Annotated in this window: 14 protein-coding genes; 7 read left to right on the forward strand and 7 right to left on the reverse strand. The window is 71.1% G+C overall.

The window, feature by feature from the left end:
* Positions 1-16 precede the first annotated feature (16 nt).
* Genes QCZ28_RS24685 through QCZ28_RS24700 form a run of 4 tightly spaced genes read left to right on the forward strand, consistent with a single transcriptional unit; the run spans position 17 to position 5,508 of the window.
* Positions 17-985, forward strand: a complete 969-nt coding sequence (locus QCZ28_RS24685; RefSeq protein ID WP_279518888.1) for a sugar ABC transporter permease — start codon at positions 17-19, stop codon at positions 983-985.
* Between the two features lies 1 nt (position 986).
* Positions 987-1,874: a carbohydrate ABC transporter permease gene (locus tag QCZ28_RS24690; protein WP_210857897.1), complete on the forward strand. Its 888-nt coding sequence runs from the start codon at positions 987-989 to the stop codon at positions 1,872-1,874.
* On the forward strand, positions 1,871-4,102 hold the full coding sequence (yicI, locus tag QCZ28_RS24695) for an alpha-xylosidase (protein WP_279518889.1): 2,232 nt from the start codon (positions 1,871-1,873) through the stop codon (positions 4,100-4,102). The genes QCZ28_RS24690 and yicI overlap by 4 nt, the downstream gene beginning before the upstream one ends.
* Positions 4,099-5,508, forward strand: coding sequence for a GH1 family beta-glucosidase (locus QCZ28_RS24700; protein WP_279518890.1), 1,410 nt, complete (start codon positions 4,099-4,101; stop codon positions 5,506-5,508). Before yicI ends, QCZ28_RS24700 begins: the two co-directional genes overlap by 4 nt.
* Before the next feature lie 123 nt (positions 5,509-5,631).
* On the opposite strand, the gene QCZ28_RS24705 is transcribed toward QCZ28_RS24700, so the two are convergent.
* Both QCZ28_RS24705 and QCZ28_RS24710 read right to left on the reverse strand, forming a co-directional pair.
* Entirely contained in the window at positions 5,632-6,225 is a 594-nt protein-coding gene (locus QCZ28_RS24705; protein WP_279518946.1) for a nucleotidyltransferase family protein, read from the reverse strand.
* 244 nt (positions 6,226-6,469) lie between these two features.
* On the reverse strand, positions 6,470-8,179 hold the full coding sequence (locus QCZ28_RS24710; RefSeq protein ID WP_279518947.1) for a bifunctional 3'-5' exonuclease/DNA polymerase: 1,710 nt from the start codon (positions 8,177-8,179) through the stop codon (positions 6,470-6,472).
* A 120-nt stretch (positions 8,180-8,299) separates the two neighbouring features.
* On the opposite strand from QCZ28_RS24710, the gene QCZ28_RS24715 reads away from it, so the two are divergent.
* Together QCZ28_RS24715 and QCZ28_RS24720 are read left to right on the forward strand one after the other, a co-directional pair.
* Complete coding sequence (locus QCZ28_RS24715; RefSeq protein ID WP_279518948.1) at positions 8,300-10,075, forward strand: ABC transporter ATP-binding protein; 1,776 nt, start codon at positions 8,300-8,302, stop codon at positions 10,073-10,075.
* A gap of 50 nt (positions 10,076-10,125) precedes the next feature.
* Positions 10,126-11,823, forward strand: coding sequence for an ABC transporter ATP-binding protein (locus QCZ28_RS24720; protein ID WP_279518949.1), 1,698 nt, complete (start codon positions 10,126-10,128; stop codon positions 11,821-11,823).
* A 47-nt stretch (positions 11,824-11,870) separates the two neighbouring features.
* Here QCZ28_RS24720 and QCZ28_RS24725 read toward each other — a convergent pair whose 3' ends face one another.
* The 5 genes from QCZ28_RS24725 to QCZ28_RS24745 form a co-directional block, all read right to left on the reverse strand.
* Positions 11,871-12,674 carry a carbohydrate ABC transporter permease gene (locus QCZ28_RS24725; protein ID WP_347815128.1) on the reverse strand — a complete coding sequence of 268 codons (804 nt, stop codon included), beginning with the start codon at positions 12,672-12,674 and terminating at the stop codon, positions 11,871-11,873.
* 165 nt (positions 12,675-12,839) lie between these two features.
* Complete coding sequence (locus QCZ28_RS24730) at positions 12,840-13,781, reverse strand: sugar ABC transporter permease (RefSeq protein ID WP_279518891.1); 942 nt, start codon at positions 13,779-13,781, stop codon at positions 12,840-12,842.
* Between the two features lie 31 nt (positions 13,782-13,812).
* Complete coding sequence (gene ngcE, locus QCZ28_RS24735) at positions 13,813-15,225, reverse strand: N-acetylglucosamine/diacetylchitobiose ABC transporter substrate-binding protein (RefSeq protein WP_279518892.1); 1,413 nt, start codon at positions 15,223-15,225, stop codon at positions 13,813-13,815.
* Positions 15,226-15,250: 25 nt separating this feature from the next.
* Positions 15,251-16,000: an SIS domain-containing protein gene (locus QCZ28_RS24740; RefSeq protein WP_279518893.1), complete on the reverse strand. Its 750-nt coding sequence runs from the start codon at positions 15,998-16,000 to the stop codon at positions 15,251-15,253.
* Positions 15,997-16,950, reverse strand: a complete 954-nt coding sequence (locus QCZ28_RS24745) for a MurR/RpiR family transcriptional regulator (RefSeq protein WP_279518894.1) — start codon at positions 16,948-16,950, stop codon at positions 15,997-15,999. The genes QCZ28_RS24740 and QCZ28_RS24745 overlap by 4 nt, the downstream gene beginning before the upstream one ends.
* Positions 16,951-17,156: 206 nt before the next feature.
* On the opposite strand from QCZ28_RS24745, the gene QCZ28_RS24750 reads away from it, so the two are divergent.
* A complete protein-coding gene (locus QCZ28_RS24750; protein WP_279518895.1) occupies positions 17,157-18,146 on the forward strand; it encodes a BadF/BadG/BcrA/BcrD ATPase family protein in 990 nt (329 codons plus the stop codon).
* Positions 18,147-18,289: the final 143 nt, after the last annotated feature.

Here is an 18,289-nt window from a genome sequence, read left to right on the forward strand (position 1 = left end):
CCGGGAAGGATCTTCCATGGCAGTCTCCGAGACGGTCGCCGCCACACCGCCGGCCGCGACCCCCACACCGCCCGCGCCCCGCCGCCAACGCCGCGGCCGCAACGCGGCGTACTGGCTCTACCTGCTCCCCGGAGCGGTGCTCTTCCTCCTCGTCATCGGCGCGCCGCTTCTCGGCACCCTCTACCTGTCGCTGACCAAGTGGTCCGGCATCGGCGACCCCCGCTGGGTCGGCCTGGACAACTACCAGCAGTTGCTGCACGACGACGTGTTCTGGGCGTCGTTCCGCAACACCGTCTGGATGCTCGTCGCGATGGTGGTCGTGCCCACCGTGCTCGGTCTGCTGCTGGCCGCGGTGCTCTTCGACGTCATCGGCCGCCGGTTCAAGCCGCGTACCGCCGCCGCGCTGCGGGCCGCGTTCTACCTGCCGCAGGTGCTGCCCGTGGTGGTGGCCGGCATCGTCTGGGGCTGGATCCTGCGCCCCGACGGGGCGTTCAACAGCCTCCTCGACGCGGTCGGTCTCGGCGCGCTGCGCCACGACTGGCTCGGCGACCCGGGCACCGCCCTGCCGGCCGTGATGGCCGTGATGATCTGGGTGCAGATCGGCTACCCCGTCGTCGTGTTCATGGCGGCGTTGCAGCGGGTCGACCCCGAGCTGTACGAGGCGGCCGAGGTCGACGGCGCGAACTGGCTGCACCGGTTCCGGGCGATCACCCTCCCGCAGATCCGGCCGGAGACCTTCGTGGTGGCCCTGACCTGCACCATCGCCGCGTTGAAGGTGTTCGGGCCGATCTTCGCCCTGACCCGGGGCGGCCCGGACAACGCCACGAACGTGCCGTCGTACTTCGCCTACTACACGTTCTTCAAGAAGCTGCAGGTCGGCTACGGCTCCGCGATCTCCATGGTGCTGACCCTGATCATCGTGGTGGTGGCCGGGATCTTCATCTGGATGCAGGCCCGCAGCGAGCGCCGGGACCGGGGGTTCTGACATGGCCGTCATGCTCACACCGAGCACCGCGCCGGTGAAGCCGGCCCGGCCGGTACGCGACCGGCACCACCGCGGCGTCAGCCGCTGGGTGGTGCTCGTCCTGGTCCTCCTCGGCGCCCTCGTCATGCTGGTGCCGTTCGCGTTCATGCTGCTCAACGCGTTCAAGTCGCCCGGCGACTACTCGTCGAGCGGGCCGCTGAGCTGGCCGACGGAGTTCTACACCAAGGGTCTGCGCACCTACTGGACCACTGTGAACTTCCCGCTCAAGTTCTGGAACTCGGCGATCATCGCCGGCTCGGTGGCGGTGCTCGGCGTCGCCGTGTCGCTGCTCAACGCGTACGCCCTGGGCATCGGCCGGGTCCGTGGCCGGCTGTGGATCGTCGGTCTCTTCCTGCTGGCGAACATGCTGCCGCAGGAGGCGCTGATCTACCCGCTGTACTACGTGGCGAAGCAGGTCGGCCTCTACAACACCCAGCTCTCGGTGATCATCATCTTCACCGTGATCCAGAGCGCGTTCGGCACCTACCTGCTCGCCTCGGTGATGAGCACGTTCCCGCGCTCGCTGCTGGAGGCCGCCGCGTTGGACGGCGCCGGCAAGTGGACGGTGCTGTGGCGGGTGGTCTTCCCCAACCTGCGGCCCACCCTCGCGGTGCTGCTCATCTTCTTCTTCATCTGGACGTGGAACGAGTTCCTCATCCCGCTGGTCATGCTGATCGACAACCAGACGCAGACCATCCCGGTCGCGCTCGCGTCGTTGCAGGGCGACCGGCTGATGGACGCCCCGACCACCAACGCCGGCGCGCTGATCAGCCTGGTGCCGGCCATCCTCTTCTTCCTCATCTTCCAGCGCACCCTCGCGCGCGGTATCACGGCAGGAGCCGAGAAGTGAAGTTCACCGACGGGTACTGGCAGCTGCGCCCCGGCGTCAGCGTCCTGCGCCCCGGCACCGTGGAGTCGGTCGAGCCGGACGAGCGCGGCTTCACCGTCTTCGCGCCGACCGGTCAGATCACCGGACGCGGCGACACCCTCAACCGTCCCCTGGTCACCGTCCGGTTCTTCTCCCCCGCCCCCGGCGTCATCGGGGTGACGATCGCCCACCACACCGGAGGGCTGCCCCGTGAACCGCACTTCGGGCTGAGCACCGACGAGACGCACCCGGTCACCGTCGACGTCACCGGGCTCAGCGCGACGCTGACCACCGGCGAGCTGACCGCCCGGGTCGCGCTCATCGACGGGTGGCGGGTCGACTTCCTGCACGGCGATCGGCTGGTCACCGCGTCCACAGGGCGCAGCATCGGCGTCGTCACCGACGCCGAGGGCCGCCGGCACGTGCACGAACGGCTCGCCCTGGGCGTCGGTGAGACGGTGTACGGGCTGGGCGAGCGCTTCGGCCCGTTCGTCAAGAACGGGCAGACCGTCGACATCTGGAACGCCGACGGCGGCACCGCCAGCGAGCAGGCGTACAAGAACGTGCCGTTCTACCTCAGCAGCGCCGGCTACGGGGTCTTCGTGGACCATCCGGAGCACGTGTCGTTCGAGGTCGGCTCCGAGGTCGTCACGCAGACCCAGTTCAGCGTCGAGGGCCAGTCGCTGACCTACTACGTCATCGACGGGCCCCACCCGAAGGACGTGCTGCGCCGGTACACCGCGCTCACCGGCCGGCCGGCCCGGATCCCCGCGTGGTCGTACGGCCTCTGGCTGTCCACGTCGTTCACCACCTCGTACGACGAGAAGACGGTGACCGAGTTCGTCGACGGGATGGCCGAGCGGAACCTGCCGCTGTCGGTGTTCCACTTCGACTGCTTCTGGATGCGCCAGTTCCACTGGGTCGACTTCGTCTGGGACCCGGCGACCTTCCCCGACCCGGAGGGGATGCTGCGCCGGCTGCACGAACGCGACCTGAAGGTGTGCGTCTGGATCAACCCGTACATCGCGCAGCGCTCGTACCTCTTCGAGGAGGGCCGCGAGGCCGGTTACCTGGTGCGCAACCCCGACGGCTCGGTCTGGCAGTGGGACAAGTGGCAGGCCGGCATGGCGCTGGTCGACTTCACCAACCCGGACGCGGTCGCCTGGTTCACCGGCAAGCTCAAGGTGCTGCTGGACATGGGCGTCGACTGCTTCAAGACCGACTTCGGCGAGCGCATCCCGACCGACGTGGTGTGGCACGACGGCTCGGACCCGCAGCGGATGCACAACTACTACTCGTACCTCTACAACAAGGCGGTCTTCGAGCTGCTGGAGACCGAGCGCGGCAAGGGCGAGGCGGTGCTGTTCGCCCGCTCGGCCACCGCCGGCGGGCAGCAGTTCCCGGTGCACTGGGGCGGCGACTGCGAGTCGACGTTCGTCGCGATGGCCGAGTCGCTGCGCGGCGGGCTGTCCCTGGCGGCGTCCGGCTTCGGCTACTGGAGCCACGACATCGGCGGCTTCGAGGGCACCCCCGACCCGGCGGTGTTCAAGCGGTGGGTGGCCTTCGGGTTGCTCTCCTCGCACTCCCGGCTGCACGGGTCCGGCTCGTACCGGGTGCCGTGGGCCTTCGACGACGAGGCCGTCGACGTGCTGCGGCACTTCACCCAGCTCAAGCTCGGCCTGATGCCCTATCTGGCGGCCGCCGCCGAGGACGCGCACCGCGACGGAACGCCGATGATGCGGCCGATGTTCCTGGAGTTCCCGGACGACCCGGCGACCGCGCACCTGGACCGGCAGTACATGCTCGGCCCGGACCTGCTCGTGGCGCCGGTGCTCAGCGCCGACGGCGACGTCACGTACTACGTACCCGCCGGCACCTGGACGCACCTGGTCACCGGCGCGCAGGTCACCGGCCCGGCCTGGGTGACCGAGAAGCACGGCTTCGACAGCCTGCCGGTGCTGGCCCGACCGGGTGCGGTCATCCCGTTCGGCTCGCGCACCGACCGACCGGACTACGAGTGGGCCGACGACGTGCGGCTGCGGCTGTACGCACCGACCGACGGGCAGCGGGTCCGGGTACGGGTACCGTCACCCGGCGACGGACCGGGCGCCGAGTTCGACGTGCGCTACGAGGGCGGGACAGCCAGTGCCGAACTGGTCGCCGGCACCTCGACGGGCTACATCTGCGAGATCCAGGGGACGGAACGATGACGCAACACCACTTCCCGGAGAGCTTCATCTGGGGCTCCGCGACGGCGGCGTACCAGATCGAGGGTGCGGCGACCGAGGACGGGCGCGGCCCGTCCATCTGGGACACCTACAGCCACACCCCCGGCCGGACCCTCAACGGTGACACCGGGGACGTCGCCGCCGACCACTACCACCGGTGGGCCGACGACCTCGGGCACATCGCCGACCTCGGGCTCAGCGCGTACCGGTTCTCCATCTCCTGGCCCCGGGTGCAGCCGGGCGGTTCGGGCCGGTTCAACCAGGCGGGCATCGACTTCTACTCGCGGCTGGTGGACGGGCTGCTGGAGCGGGGCGTCCGCCCGGTGGCCACCATGTACCACTGGGACCTGCCGCAGGAGCTGGAGGACGCCGGCGGGTGGGCGGCACGGGAGACCGCGTTGCGCTTCCAGGAGTACGCGGCGGGCATCGTCGGTGCGCTGGGCGACCGGGTGCACACCTGGACGACGCTGAACGAGCCGTGGTGCTCCGCGTACCTGGGCTACGCCTCCGGGGTGCACGCGCCGGGTCGGACCGAGCCGGCGGCGGCGCTGGCGGCGGTGCACCACCTCAACCTCGCGCACGGCCTGGCCGGCCGGGTGGTGCGGGAGCTGGCCCCGTCCGCCGAGCTGTCGGTGACGCTGAACCTGCACGTCGTCCGGGGCGCCTCCGACTCGGCCGCCGACCAGGACGCGGTCCGGCGGATCGACGCGTTGGCGAACCGGGCGTTCCTCGGCCCGATGCTGGACGGGGCGTACCCGGCGGACCTGCTGGCCGACACCGCCTCCGTCACCGACTGGTCGTTCGTCCGCGAGGGTGACGAGAAGCTGATCGCGGTGCCGCTGGACGTGCTCGGGGTCAACTACTACTCCAGCACCCTGGTCCGGGCCTGGGACGGGGTGTCGGCCCGCTCCGACGCCGACGGGCACGGCGCGTCGACCTCCACGCCATGGGTCGCCGCCGACGACGTCGACTTCCTGCCGCAGCCCGGCCCGTACACGGCGATGGGTTGGAACATCGACCCGCCGGCGCTGACCGAGCTGCTGCTGCGCCTGCACCGCGAATACCCGAACCAGCCCATGATGATCACCGAGAACGGCGCGGCGTTCGACGACGTGGTGTCGGCCGACGGCCGCATCCACGACGAGCGGCGGATCGACTACCTGCGTCGGCACATCGGCGCGATGGCCGACGCCCGTGCCCAGGGTGCTGACGTCCGCGGCTACTTCGTCTGGTCGTTGCTGGACAACTTCGAGTGGGGCTACGGCTACGACCGTCGCTTCGGGATCATCCGGGTCGACTACGACACCCAGGTACGCACCTGGAAGGACAGCGCCCACTGGTACCAGCGCCTCGCCGCCACCGGCGAGCTGGACCAGGCGCCGGAGTAGACCCCAACCCCCGGGCCCCGGCCCGCCGACCTCCGCCGTGTTGATCATGGAGTTGTGGTGGGCGACAAAGTCGCCAAAGAGCCAAAGATGGGCACCACAACTCCATGATCGACGCGGGTCGCGCTAGACGCCGACCCGTTGTGGCGGGACGGTAAGGCCGTAGAGATCCATCAGCTCCGGGGTGTCGATCCGGCTGCCGTCGGCCACCGAGTCGCAGGCGATGTCGACGATCTGGTCCTTGTGCGCCAACAGGTACGGCCGGGCGCCCACGTCCGCGCTGGCCAGGGTGGCGATGCCGGGCCAGTGCCGACGGCCGAACAACATCGGATAGCCGCGCAACCCGTCGTAGGTGGCGCAGACCAGCACGTCCGGGTACGGCAGCGCGGCGACCCGCCGGACCGCCGTGGCGGTCAGGCCCGGCATGTCGACCGGGACCACCACCACCGCCTCGATCCCGTCGTCGTCCATCGCGGCCAGACCGGCCCGGATGGACGAGCCGACTCCGGTGCCCCACGCCTTGTTGATCACAACGGTGGCCCTGCCCAGGTCAGCGGTCTCCTGGACCTGATCCGCGGCGGCACCCAGGACGACCACGATCCGCTCGCAGCCCGCCTCGGTCATCGTGTCGATCATCTGATTGACCAGGGGCTTTCCTCCCTGGTGCAGCAGCGCCTCGGGACCACCGATCCGTCGTCCCCCGCCTGCGGCGATGATCATTCCTGCGATCCGGTTCAGCTGCGCCCCCTCCAGCACGGAACGGACCGTGACAGATCCGTCCCCTCCTACGGACACTGCAACGAGGACGGCCAGCCGAGGGTGGCGGGGCGAAAAGGAGAAATAGCACAACCGTTACACGCCCGGCATCTCCCGCCGCAGCGGACGGTGCCGGCCGTTGGGGGTGCGACGGTCGCCCGACGGCGCGGACCCGTGCGGGGTCCGACGGTAGGCGTACGCTCGCGGGTCAGGCGGCGTCGGCGTAGCAGTCGACGATGGACAGATCCAGCGGAAACCGGACCGGCGTCGCACCGAAGAGAAGCGCTGACGCCCGCTCGCCGCAGCGGCTGACCGCCTCGGCGACCGCGTCGGCCTGACCGGCCGGCGCGTGCACGACCACCTCGTCGTGCTGGAAGAACACCAACTCGGCGTCGGTGCCGGACAACTCCGTGCGCAGCGTGGCCAGCAACGTCGAGGCCCACTCCGCAGCGGTGGCCTGGATGACGAAGTTGCGGGTGAAGCGCCCCCGCGACCGCGCGGCACGCGCCCGTGGACTCTGCGGATCGGCAGGCCCCTCCGGATCGGCGGTCTCGTCGCCCAGCTCACCGAACCCGGCCGAGCCGGGCGGGCACGTCCGCCCCAGCCACGACCGCACCAGCCCACCCGTCTCACCGGTGCGCGCCGCCGCCTCGACGTAACCGAACGCCGTCGGGTAACTGCGCTTCAGCACCGCCAGGGCGGGCACCGCCGCCCCGCCGGTCTGCCCGTACATGGCACCGAGCAGTGCCACCTTGGCCTTCGCCCGGTCGCCACCGAACGAATCCCGGGCCAACGCGGCGTAGAGGTCGCCGGCACCGCCCGCCGCCGCCAACCGCGCGTCGCCGGAGACCGCTGCCAGCACCCGGGGCTCCAACTGGCCGGCGTCGGCGACCACCAACCGCCAGCCCGGATCGGCCACCACCGCCCGCCGGATCACCTTGGGGATCTGCAACGCGCCACCACCCCGGGTGGCCCACCGGCCGGAGACGACACCACCCGGCACGTACTCCGGTTGGAACCGGCCGCCCCGCACCCACTGGTCGAGCCAGGCCCAGCCGTGGGCCGTCCAGATCCGGTAGAGCTCCTTGTATTCCAGCACCAGCGGCACCGCCGGATGGTCCACCCCGCGCAGCACCCAGGCCCGGGTGTTCGGCAGCTCCACCCCGGCCCGGGCGAACGCCTTCAGCAGCTCGGCCGGCGAGTCGGCGTGCAGGCCGCGTACGCCGAGGGCGTCGGCGATCCGGGCGGCCAGCTCGGCAAGTCGACGGGGCGGCCCGCCGACCGGGGACGCCTCACCGAGCAGCTCGTGCAGGATCTCGTTGTGCACGTCGGCACGCCACGGCAGCCCGGCGACGCCCATCTCCGTGGCGACCAGCGCGCCGGCCGACTCGGCGGCCACCAGCAACCGGAACCGGCCGGGGTGCTCGGTCCCGGCGACCCGGGCGAGCTGGTCCGCGTACACCCGGGTCAGTGCCTCGATGCCCGGCCCCGGCGGACCGGGAAGGGTGTCGAAGAGCGCGCCCTGACCATGCCCGGGTGGTGCGGCGGCGCGCGGCGGCGGGTCGGGCGGCACCGCCGCGCCGGTCAGCCGGGCCCAGGCGGCGGCCAGCGAGCGGGGCTCGCCCCAACGGCCCGCGTGGCCGAGCAGCAACGCCTCGGTCAACTCCACGTCGTGACACCGGTCGACCCGGACGCCGGCGCGCAGCAGCGTCGGATAGACCGCCGAGGCGGTCGCCCAGACCCAGCGGGGGTGCTCGGCGGCCTCGCGCGCGGCGACCGCGGCGACCAGATCGGTGACGGTCTCCGCCGGGCCGGACGGCTGGCCGGTGGCGTCCAGCGGGCACAGCACTCCCCCGCCTCGTTCGTCGGACACCACCGCCACCAGCACGAACGTGATTCTGCCTCTCTCGTCCGACAGAAACGGAGGCGCACCTCACCGGATTCGGGTCGGTGCGGTGTCGGAGCCGGTCGGTAGCGTGATCAGGTGCCTCCGCAGATCCCGCATCCCGATCCCGGCACCCCCGACACCCGTGGTCCGATGCGCTACCTGTGGTGGCTGGTCCGCTGCCAACCCTGGCGGGTCCTGCGTGGCAGCCTCCTCGGCACGGCCTGGATGATCGGGCTCTCGGCCCGGCCCTATCTGATCGCCCGGGCCGTCGACGACGGGCTGCGCACCGGCGACACCCGCGCGCTGGCGCTCTGGGTCGCGGCGATCGTGGTCGCCGGCGTGGGCCTGTCCTACCTGGGCATCATGCGGCACCGCACGATGACCTTCATCCGGGAGGACGCCAAGGCCCGCTCGGCGGAGGTCCTGCTGCGCCACCTGTCCCGGATCGGCGCGGTGCTGCCCCGCCGGGTGGGCGCGGGCGAGGTGTCCACCATCGGCGGCTCCGACATCGACTGGACGGCGCAGGTGCTGACGCTGACCGGGCCGGGCGTCGGCGCGGTCGTCGCGTACGGGGTGATCGCCGTGGTGCTCTGGTCGATCTCCCCGATGCTCGCGCTCTGCGTGCTGGTGGGGGTGCCGGTGGTCGGTCTGGTCGTGGGGCCGCTGCTGCGTCGCCTGGAGCGGGCCGAATCGGTCTACCGGCGGCAACAGGGCGCGCTCACCGCCCGGTCCGGCGACATCGTGGCCGGGCTGCGGGTGCTCGCCGGGGTCGGCGGCCGGGACCTGTTCGCCCGGCGGTACGCGGCCCGGTCCCAGGAGCTTCGCGCCGAGGGCTACCGGGTCGGCGCGGTCAACAGCTGGATCGACGCGGCGACGGTCGCCATCCCCGGGTTGTTCCTGGCGGCGGTGGTGTGGCTGACCGCCCGGATGGCGGTGACCGGTGACGTCACGATCGGCGAGCTGGTCGCCGTCTACGGCTACGTGGCGACCCTGATCGTGCCGGTCTGGTTTCTGCTGGAGGGCAGTCACCAGCTGATCCGGGGTCGGGTCGCCGCCCGGCGCATCGCCGACCTGCTCAACGTGACACCGGACGACGTCGGTGGCCCGGGTCGCCACTGGCCCGATCCCACGCCCGAGGCACGCCGGTCCGATCCCACGCCCGAGGCAGGCCGGTCCGAGGCACGCCGGTCCGGCTCCGTGCCGGAGGCACGCCGGCCACCTGGCCCGGCCGCGCCGGACGGCCCGGCCGACCTGCACGACCCGGTGACCGGGCTGACAGTGCGCGCCGGGTGGCTGACCGGCGTGGCGGTGGACGACCCGGCGACGGCCGTGGCGTTGGCCGACCGGCTCGGCCGGTACGTGGTCAGCGGTGTCACCTGGGGCGGTGAGCCGCTGCGCGACGTCGCCCTGGACGAGGTCCGCGCCCGGATCCTCGTCGCCGACCACGACTCGTACCTCTTCGCCGGCACGCTGCGCGACATCCTGGGCGCCGGGGCCGACGACGATGACGAGCGGATCGGCGCGGCCCTGCGAACCGCCTCCGCGCAGGACGTCGTCGACGCCCTGCCCGCCGGGCTGGACACCCCGATCGACGCCCGCGCCCGGACGCTCTCCGGCGGCCAGCGCCAACGACTGCGCCTGGCCCGGGCGCTGCACCGCGAGCCGGAGGTGCTGATCCTCATCGACCCGACGTCGGCGGTGGACGCGCACACCGAGGCGCGGATCGCCGAGCGGCTGCGGACCGCCCGGGCCGGGCGGACCACCGTGCTGATCGCCACCTCACCGCTGCTGCTCGGCCGGGCCGACCTGGTCGCGCACCTGAGCGCCGGCCGGGTCACCGCCACCGGCAGCCACACCGACCTGTTCGAGAGCGACCCGGCCTACCGGCACCTGGTGGCCCGGGGCAGCGAGGAGGCGTACCGGTGAGCCGTCTGCCGGTGGCCGACCGCGGCACCGTACGCCGGGCCCTGCGCGACATGATCAGCCGGCACCGGCGCGCCGTCGGGGTGGTGCTGGCGCTGCACAGCGCCGCCGCGGTCGCCGGGCTCGCCCCGCCGTGGCTGCTGGGCACCATCGTCGACCGGGTCGCCGTGGGCGCGGACGTGGCCACTGTGGACCGGCTGGCACTGGCCATCGCCGGCTGTGTCCTGGTCAGTGCCCTGCTCTCCCGATACGCCCAGTACGCCGGTCACCGCTTCGGCGAACGGGCCGTCGCCGAACTGCGCGAGCAGTTCGTCTCCCGGACTCTCGGGCTGCCGGTCTCGGTCGTCGAGCGCGCCGGCTCCGGTGACCTGGCCACCCGCAGCTCCGTCGACGTGTCGACGGTCGGCAGCACGGTGCGCGACGTGGTGCCCACCATCGTCATCGCCACCGTGCAGCTGACGTTGCTGTTCGGTGCGGTCTTCCTGCTGCACCCGCTGCTCGGGCTGGCCGCGCTGGCCGGGCTGCCGTCGATCGTGGCGGTGACCCGTTGGTATCTGCGCCGGGCCAGTTCCGCGTACCTCACCGAGGGCGCGGCGGCGGCCGAGCTGACCGAGACGCTGACCACCACCGCCGAGGGCGCCCGCACGGTGGAGGCGCTGCGACTGGCCGACGAGCGGGTCCGCCACGGCACCACCCGCGTCACGCTGGTGTGGCGGGCCCGCCGGGCGACCCTCGCGCTGCGTACCGTGTTCTTCTCGGTCGTCGAGGCCAGCTACCCGCTGCCGGTCGCCATGGTCCTGCTCGTCGGGGGTTACCTGCTGGCCCGGGACATGGTGTCGCTCGGCGCGGTAGTCGCCGCCGCGCTCTACCTGCAACAGGCGATCGACCCGTTGGACCGCCTGTTGCAGTGGACCGAGCAGGCGCAACGCGGCTTCGCGTCGTACGCCCGGGTGCTCGGTGTCGGCATGGTTCCGCCGGAACCGCCCGGCACGACGGCCTCGTCCCGGGGTGAGCGGCTCGTCGTGCGGGGGGCACGGTTCTCCTACTCCGACGGGCCGGACGTGCTGCACGGCATCGACCTGGAGGTGCAGCCCGGCGAGCGGCTGGCCGTCGTCGGCCCGTCCGGCGCCGGCAAGTCCACCCTGGCCCGGCTACTGGCCGGGATCGACGCGCCACGGCAGGGCGTCGTCAGCATCGGCGGCTGCCCGGTCACCGACCTCGACCCGGCCGAGCGACGCCGCCGGATCGCCCTGGTCACCCAGGAGCACCACGTCTTCATCGGTTCGGTACGCGACAACCTCTCGTTCGCCGCGCCCGACGCCTCCGACGACCAGATGCGCGCCGCGCTCGCCACGGTCGGCGCCGACTGGTTCGCCGCGCTCCCCGCCGACCTGGACACCCCGCTCGGCGACGGGGCCCGTCAGCTCGGTGCGGCCGAGGCCCAGCAGCTCGCGCTGGCCCGGTTGGTGCTCGCCGACCCCCACACGCTGATCCTGGACGAGGCGACCGCGGCGCTCGACCCGTCCACCGCCCGACGGACCGAGCGCGCGCTGGCCGCGGTGCTCTCCGGGCGGACCGTCATCGCGATCGCGCACCGGCTCAACACCGCGCACGACGCCGACCGGGTCGCCGTGCTCGCGGACGGCCGGATCACCGAGATCGGCAGCCACGACGAGCTGGTGGCGGCCGGTGGCGCGTACGCGGCCCTGTGGCGCTCCTGGCACACCCGGGTCGACGAGCATCCGAGATGACGAAGGGGCACCTCGTTGCCGAGGCGCCCCTTCCGGTCGGGTGCGCGCTACTTGCCGACGCCCGCCGTGAGGCCGGACTGCACCTGCCGCTGGAAGATGATGTAGACCACCAGCACGGGCAGCATCGCCATGGTCACCCCGGCGAAGAGGCCGGACCAGTCGGACTTGTAGCCCTGGTTGACCGAGAGCTCGATCAGGCCCTGGGCGATCACCTGGTTCTTCTCCTCCCCCGAGACCGACTGCATGAGCAGGGTCGGCAGGTACCACTGGTTCCACTGGCCCAGCACGTTGAAGATGCCGATGCTGATCAGGCCGGGCTTGGACATCGGCAGCATGACGCTGAAGAAAAGTCGGCTGTGTGATGCGCCGTCCACCATGGCCGCCTCGGCGATGGTGTTCGGCAGCGTCCGGAAGAACGAGTGCATGAAGAAGACCGTGAACGACAGCGACCAGGCGACGTAGACCAGGATCAGCATGAGGTGCTTGTTCGGGCCGAGCAGCGGTAGGTAGACGCTCGTGTTGTAGACGCCCTTGAACAGTGGAACCGCAGCCAGGTAGACCGGCAGGGTCAGGCCGGAGAGGAACACGTAGTAGATCAGCCGGTTGCCCCGGAACTCGTAGCGGGCCAGCGCGTACGCGGCCATGGAGCCCAACAGCATGGTGAGGGTGACACTGCCGGCCAGCACGAGCACGGTGTTGAGGAAGAACGACCCGAGGTGCCCCGCGCCCCAGGCCCGGGCGAAGTTGTCCCAGTTGAGCTTGGCCGGGATCAGCGACAGCGGCTGGCGGATGACCTCCGAGTCGGTCTTCAGCGCCGACATCACCACCCATAGCAGCGGGTAGATCACCATCACGGCCCAGACCAGCAGGAAGACGTGGGAGAAGCCGTTGAAGAACTTGCCGCCGACCGCGGCCGCGGCCGACCCGCCGCCCGTGTCACGCGCTGGTGGCGTGGCCGGACCGTTTTCGGGACGGGTCAGATCATCGTGAGTCGCTGTGCTCATCGTCCAGCCTCCTCAGTACTCGATACGCTCACGACGGGTGATCCTGAGCTGCGCTGCCGCGAGCAGGATCGTGAAGATCGCCAAGGCGACACCCATCGCGCAGGCGTAACCGAACTGGCCCTTCTGGAACGCGGTGAAGTTCAGCACCGACGCGAAGATCTCACTGGCGTGGTTTGGCCCACCCTGGCTGGGCGTCATGACGAAGACCAGGGCGTACATGTCCAGCGCGATGAAGCCCAGGTAGACCCAGGCGACCGAGACGGTGTCCCGCAGCAGGGGCAGCGTGATCCGGAAGAAGGTGTGGAAGCGACTGGCCCCGTCCAGGAGCGCCGCCTCGTAGATGTCCTTCGGGATGGACTGCATGGCCGCGCTGAAGAGCACCATGTAGAAGCCCGCGCCGCTCCAGACCGCGATCAGCAGCAGCCACCACAGCACGGCGGGCACGCCGAGGAACGGCTCGGGGTCGGAGGTGAAGGCGATCGGGTTGTCCGCGTCGACCAGACCGATCTTGATCATCAGCCCGTTGATCAGGCCCTGGCCGTCGCTGCGGTAGATCTGCTGCCACATCACAGCGATGACCACCAGCGACAGCACCTGCGGGAAGAAGAAGATAATCTTGTAGATGCCGGAGCCGAACACCCCTCGGATGCCGGCCCTGTCCTCGCGTCCACCCACGTTGAGCAGGAACGCGAGGAACAGGGCCAGCGCGATGGTGAACAGCGGCACGGTGATCAGGAAGAAGACGTTGTGCCAGAAGGCCTTCCTGATCAACTCATCCGACAGGAGCCGGACGTAGTTGTCCAGACCGACGAAGTTCTGGGTGTCCGAGTAACCACCCCAGTCGGTCAGCGAGTATCCCGCCGCCTGCACGAAGGGCCACACCACGTAGAAGAGGTACAGCGCAAGCGGCAAGGCCAGAAAACCCGTGACGAATCGCGCAACACCGTGCCGCATGGTCACTCACTTCTCTAGCTGATAAGGCCGGTCAGGCGGTGCGGGTCTGCTTCTTGACGGAGGAGTCCTTGGCGACCTTGTCCGCGGCGGCCTGCATCTTGTCGACAAACTGCTGTGCGGTGAGGCGCCCCGCCATCAGCTCCTCGGCCAGGTTCTGGCTCTCCTTGTCCAGGTCGGCGTAGAAGTCCGGGAACTTGACCGAGATCAGGTCCTGGCTGCCGCTCTTCATCAGCGTGTTGGCCGACGCCAGCGCGGAGTCCTGCACGTTGTCACCGGAGCCCTTGGTGGAGGCCAGCGACTTGGTCAACTCGGCGAACTTGGCCGAGCCGGCCTTGGACAGGATCGCCCGCAGGAACTCCTTCGCGGCCTCCTTGTTCGGCGCCTTGCTCGGCACCACGAAGCCCTCGCCGGAGGAGGCGAAGACGTCCTTGGCAGCCTTGTCGCCGGGCTTGCTCCAGTAGTCCGACAGGGTCATCTCGAAGCCCGGCGGGATGGTCGCGGCCATCTCGTTCTTCAGCCAGGTACCGACCTGGATGAAGGCCGCCTTGCCGTCGAGCCAGGCCTGCTGGGACTGGGTGTGGTCCAGCTTGCCCGGCAGGAGCAGCTTGTCCTTGACCAGCTTCTCCCACGGCTCCAGCGCGGCGACGATGCCGTCGGCCTTCCAGGCGTTGTCCTTCAGGTTGTCGATGTCGATGATCGGCTGCTTGCCGACGGCCTTCCAGATGCTGGCGAAGAGCGCCCAGCGGGGGTAGTAGCCGTGGGCCGCGTCGTGCACGTACGGGGCCATGCCCTTGGCCTTGATCTTCGGTGCGAGGGCGAAGAAGTCGTCCCAGGTGGTCGGCGCCTGCCACCCCTCCCGCTTGAACAGGGCGGCGTTGTACCAGTTGCCCCAGACGGTGTAGGCGACGTTCACCACGTAGAACTTGCCGTTCTGGGTGCCGTCGGTGACAGTGCCGGGCAGCAGCGAGTCGGCGACCGTGCCCTCACTGTCCCAGGCCGGTGCCGTGAGCAGGTCGTCGAGCGGCTCGATCGCGCCCTCGTTGATCAGCGTGCTGCGGTCCATGATGTCCGCGCCCGAGTTCATCACCAGGTCACTCGGCTGGGTCGCCATCTTCGGCTGTTCTTCGGTCTTGATCTTCTGGGTGGAGCTCATGTTGACGGTGATGTTCGGGTGCTTGGCGTTGAAGATGACCTTGTCTTCCTTGGCCCACTGGTCACCCAGACCGCCGTTGAAGACGACCACCTTCACGGCACTGCCGTCCTTGACGCCGAACGGGTTGTCCTTGCTCTTCGCCGCACCGCTGTCGGCGGACTTGGTCGGCTCGCTGCCGGCACAGGCACTCAACAGGCCTGCGGCCGGCACGGCGAGCAGACCAGCCGCCGCGGCACGCTGCAGCAAGGTCCGGCGGCTCAGGTCACCGATGTTCTCGGGGGAATCCGACATCTTTGGCTCTCCTTGTGGTGTCGGGTCAGGCGGTACGCCGGAGACGCCCGGCGTACCGCGACTCGAGGGCGAGGTTGTGCTCGTCCCCTCCGGGGACGTTGGCGGAGAGGTAGATAGGGGGTACCTCTCCGGCCTGGTGGAACCGTCGTACGACCTCCGCGGTCAACAGCTGCGCCAGCAGCGCCGTGGTGACCGAGGAGACCGCACAGACCGCGCCGCCGCCCTCGAGCGGCAGCAGTGCATCGCCGTACGGCGCGCCGTTGTCCAGCACGACGTCGGCGAGGTCGGCGAGCCGATGCCCGGACGGGTGCCGTGGCGCCACCCGTGCGGTGTGCTCGACCGAGGTGACCGCGATCAACGGGTGACCGCGCTCGGTGACCAGCGCCGCCAGCTCGACCACCGAGCCGTTGATGCCGGACTGGGACGCCACCACGAACACGTCGCGCGGCTGAGGCGCCGCGAGCGCGTAGATCTGGTGGGCGATGGAGGGATCACGTTCCAGTTTGGGGTCGGCGAGCACGTCGCGCGGGGCGTCACCGTGCATCACCAGGTCCCGTACCGAGAGCCGGTTGGTGGGGACCAACCCGCCGGCACGGGCGACCAGTTCGGCGGCGAACGCCTCCGAGTGCCCGGCGCCGAACGCCTGGAGCACGCCGCCGTCGCGCAGGCTGGCGGCGATCAGGTCGGCGGCCCGGGTGATCCCGTCGGCCTCAGAGTCGAGCAGCCGGTCGAGCACCGGGCGGACGGCGTCCGCGTACCCCTGGGCGCTGATCATGAATGGGCTCCCTTCGCCGCCTTGTGGCCGTCGACGGCCTGTGCGGTCCGCCGGAAGGCCGCGTGCGCGCGGTCGTGCGTGCGTTGGGCGACGGCGATGTAGAGCAGGTCGAGCACCACCAGCTGGGGGTGCCGGGCGGAGAGCGCGTCCGGCCGGAAGGTGGTCGCCTGGCTGGCCGTGAGCAGCACGATGTCGGCCAGCTCGGCCAGTGGCGAGCGGGGGAAGCCGGTGAGTGCGAGCGTGGTGGCGCCCCGGCTGCCCGCCTCGGCGAGCATCTCGATGGTCTCCCGGGTCTGCCCGGTGTGCGAGATGCCGAGCGCCACATCCCCCGGTCGCAGCAGGGCGGCGCTGGCGAGCCCCTCGTGCACGTCGTTCCACGCCCACGCCGCCACCCCGATGCGGTGCAGGCTGAACTGCATCTCCTCGCCGACCAGGGCGCTGCCGCTGGCGCCGAAGATGTTGACCCGGCTGGCGCCGGCGATCGCCACCGCGGCCCGCTCCACCTCGCCGAGGTCGAGCAGCGTGGCGGTGTCGTGCATGGCTCGGGTGTCGGCGGCCATGATCTGGTCGAGCACCCGGGCGAGCGGGTCACTCGGCTGGATCTCCCGTCCGATGTCGACCGTCCAACCGGCCGAACGCGCCCGCCCGGTCTCGGAGGCGATGCCCAGTCGCAGGTCGGCGTACCCCTCGAAGCCCATCGCCCGGCAGAACCGGGTGATGGTCGCCGGTGAGGTGCCGCTGCGCTCGGCCAGCTCGACGATTGTCGATCGGGCGGCGGCCTCCGGGTCGCTGAGCACGTGCTCGGCGACCCGGTGCAGGGCGCCGGTCAACTCGCCGAGCCCGTTGCGCACCCTTGCCAGCACCCCGTCGGAGGGTGAGTTTCTGCGGTCGATCACGTCGGCGTCGACCACCGCGGTCCCAGCGGCGGTGTCCACCTCGTGATCAACCATGAGTCGCCTCAGCTTTCCGAAAAGACTGTTAACCGTTAGTGGTAAAAGTTCTTACTAGACGCCCCTCTATGTCAAGACCGTGGGCGAAGTTTTCAAACTGTTACCCGGCGCACAGCCCCGCACGGCCCTCACGACTTGCCCCGCACCACGCCGCCGACCAGCATGAACAAGCCAGATCGCCGTTCCACGCAAGGAGACCCGTGCCGATGTCCGACACCGTCGTGGTGGGGCTCGACGTCGGCGGTACGTCCACCCGGGCGACCGTCCTCACCCTCACCGGGCACCGCGTCGGCACCGGCCGCGCCGGCGGCGGCAACCCCACCAGCCACGGCGCCGAACGCGCCGCCGCCGAACTGCTGACCGCACTGCGCGAGGCGCTCACCGACGTCGACCCGGCGCGGGCCGCCGCCGGCACCATCGGTCTCGCCGGGGCGGGCCGGCTGCTCGCCGACCCGGCTGGAAGGGCCGCCTTCGACCAGGCCTGGCACGATGCCGGCCTGCGCTGCCCGTACGAGGTGCACGGCGACGCCCTGGTCGCCTACGCCTCCGGCACCGCCGCCCCGGACGGCACCATCCTCATCGCCGGCACCGGGGCGATCACCGCGCAGGTCCACGACCTGCGGCTCGACCGGATCGCCGACGGCCACGGCTGGCTCCTCGGCGACGCCGGCTCCGGCTTCTGGCTCGGCCGGGAAGCGGTACGCCGGCTGCTCGCCGATCTCGACGCGGGGCGTGCCCCTGGCACGCTGGCCACGACCGTCCTCACCGACCTGCTGGGCAGCGCCGACGTCGCCGCCCGCCCCCGCGACACCGTCGACGCCACCATCCAGACGGTGACCCGTCGACCCCCCGTCGAACTCGCCCGGCTCGCACCGCTGGTCGTCGACGCCGCCACCCACGGCGACCCGGTCGCCACCGCGCTGATCACCGAAGCCGCCGCGCACCTGACCGAGAGCGTGAGTCGCATCCGCACCTCCGGGGCGGTGACGCCCGTCGTGCTCGGCGGTGGTCTGCTCACCGCGGACACCCCGCTCGCCACCGCCGTCCGGGCCGAGATCGCCCGCCGCTGGCCGGACGCGCCGGTGCGTACCGCCGGAGACGGGGCCGCCGCCGCGGCCTGGCTCGCTGCCCGCGGCCTACCCGAGGTCACCGACCCCGCCGCCCTGCACGCCCGCCTCTTCCCCGCCCCGGCATGACCAAGATCCGCGCAACTTCGGTGAAACTGCTGCCTCACGACGCGGCGAGGGAGCAGTTTCACCGAAGTTGCGCGGATCTTGGGACTCGGGGTGGGTCCGGCGAGGCCGGGGATCGCGGCGGGTCGCCATGGACGGCCGAGGGG

Origin of the sequence: Micromonospora sp. DH14, assembly GCF_029809455.1 — a bacterium.
Lineage (GTDB): Bacteria > Actinomycetota > Actinomycetes > Mycobacteriales > Micromonosporaceae > Micromonospora > Micromonospora parva.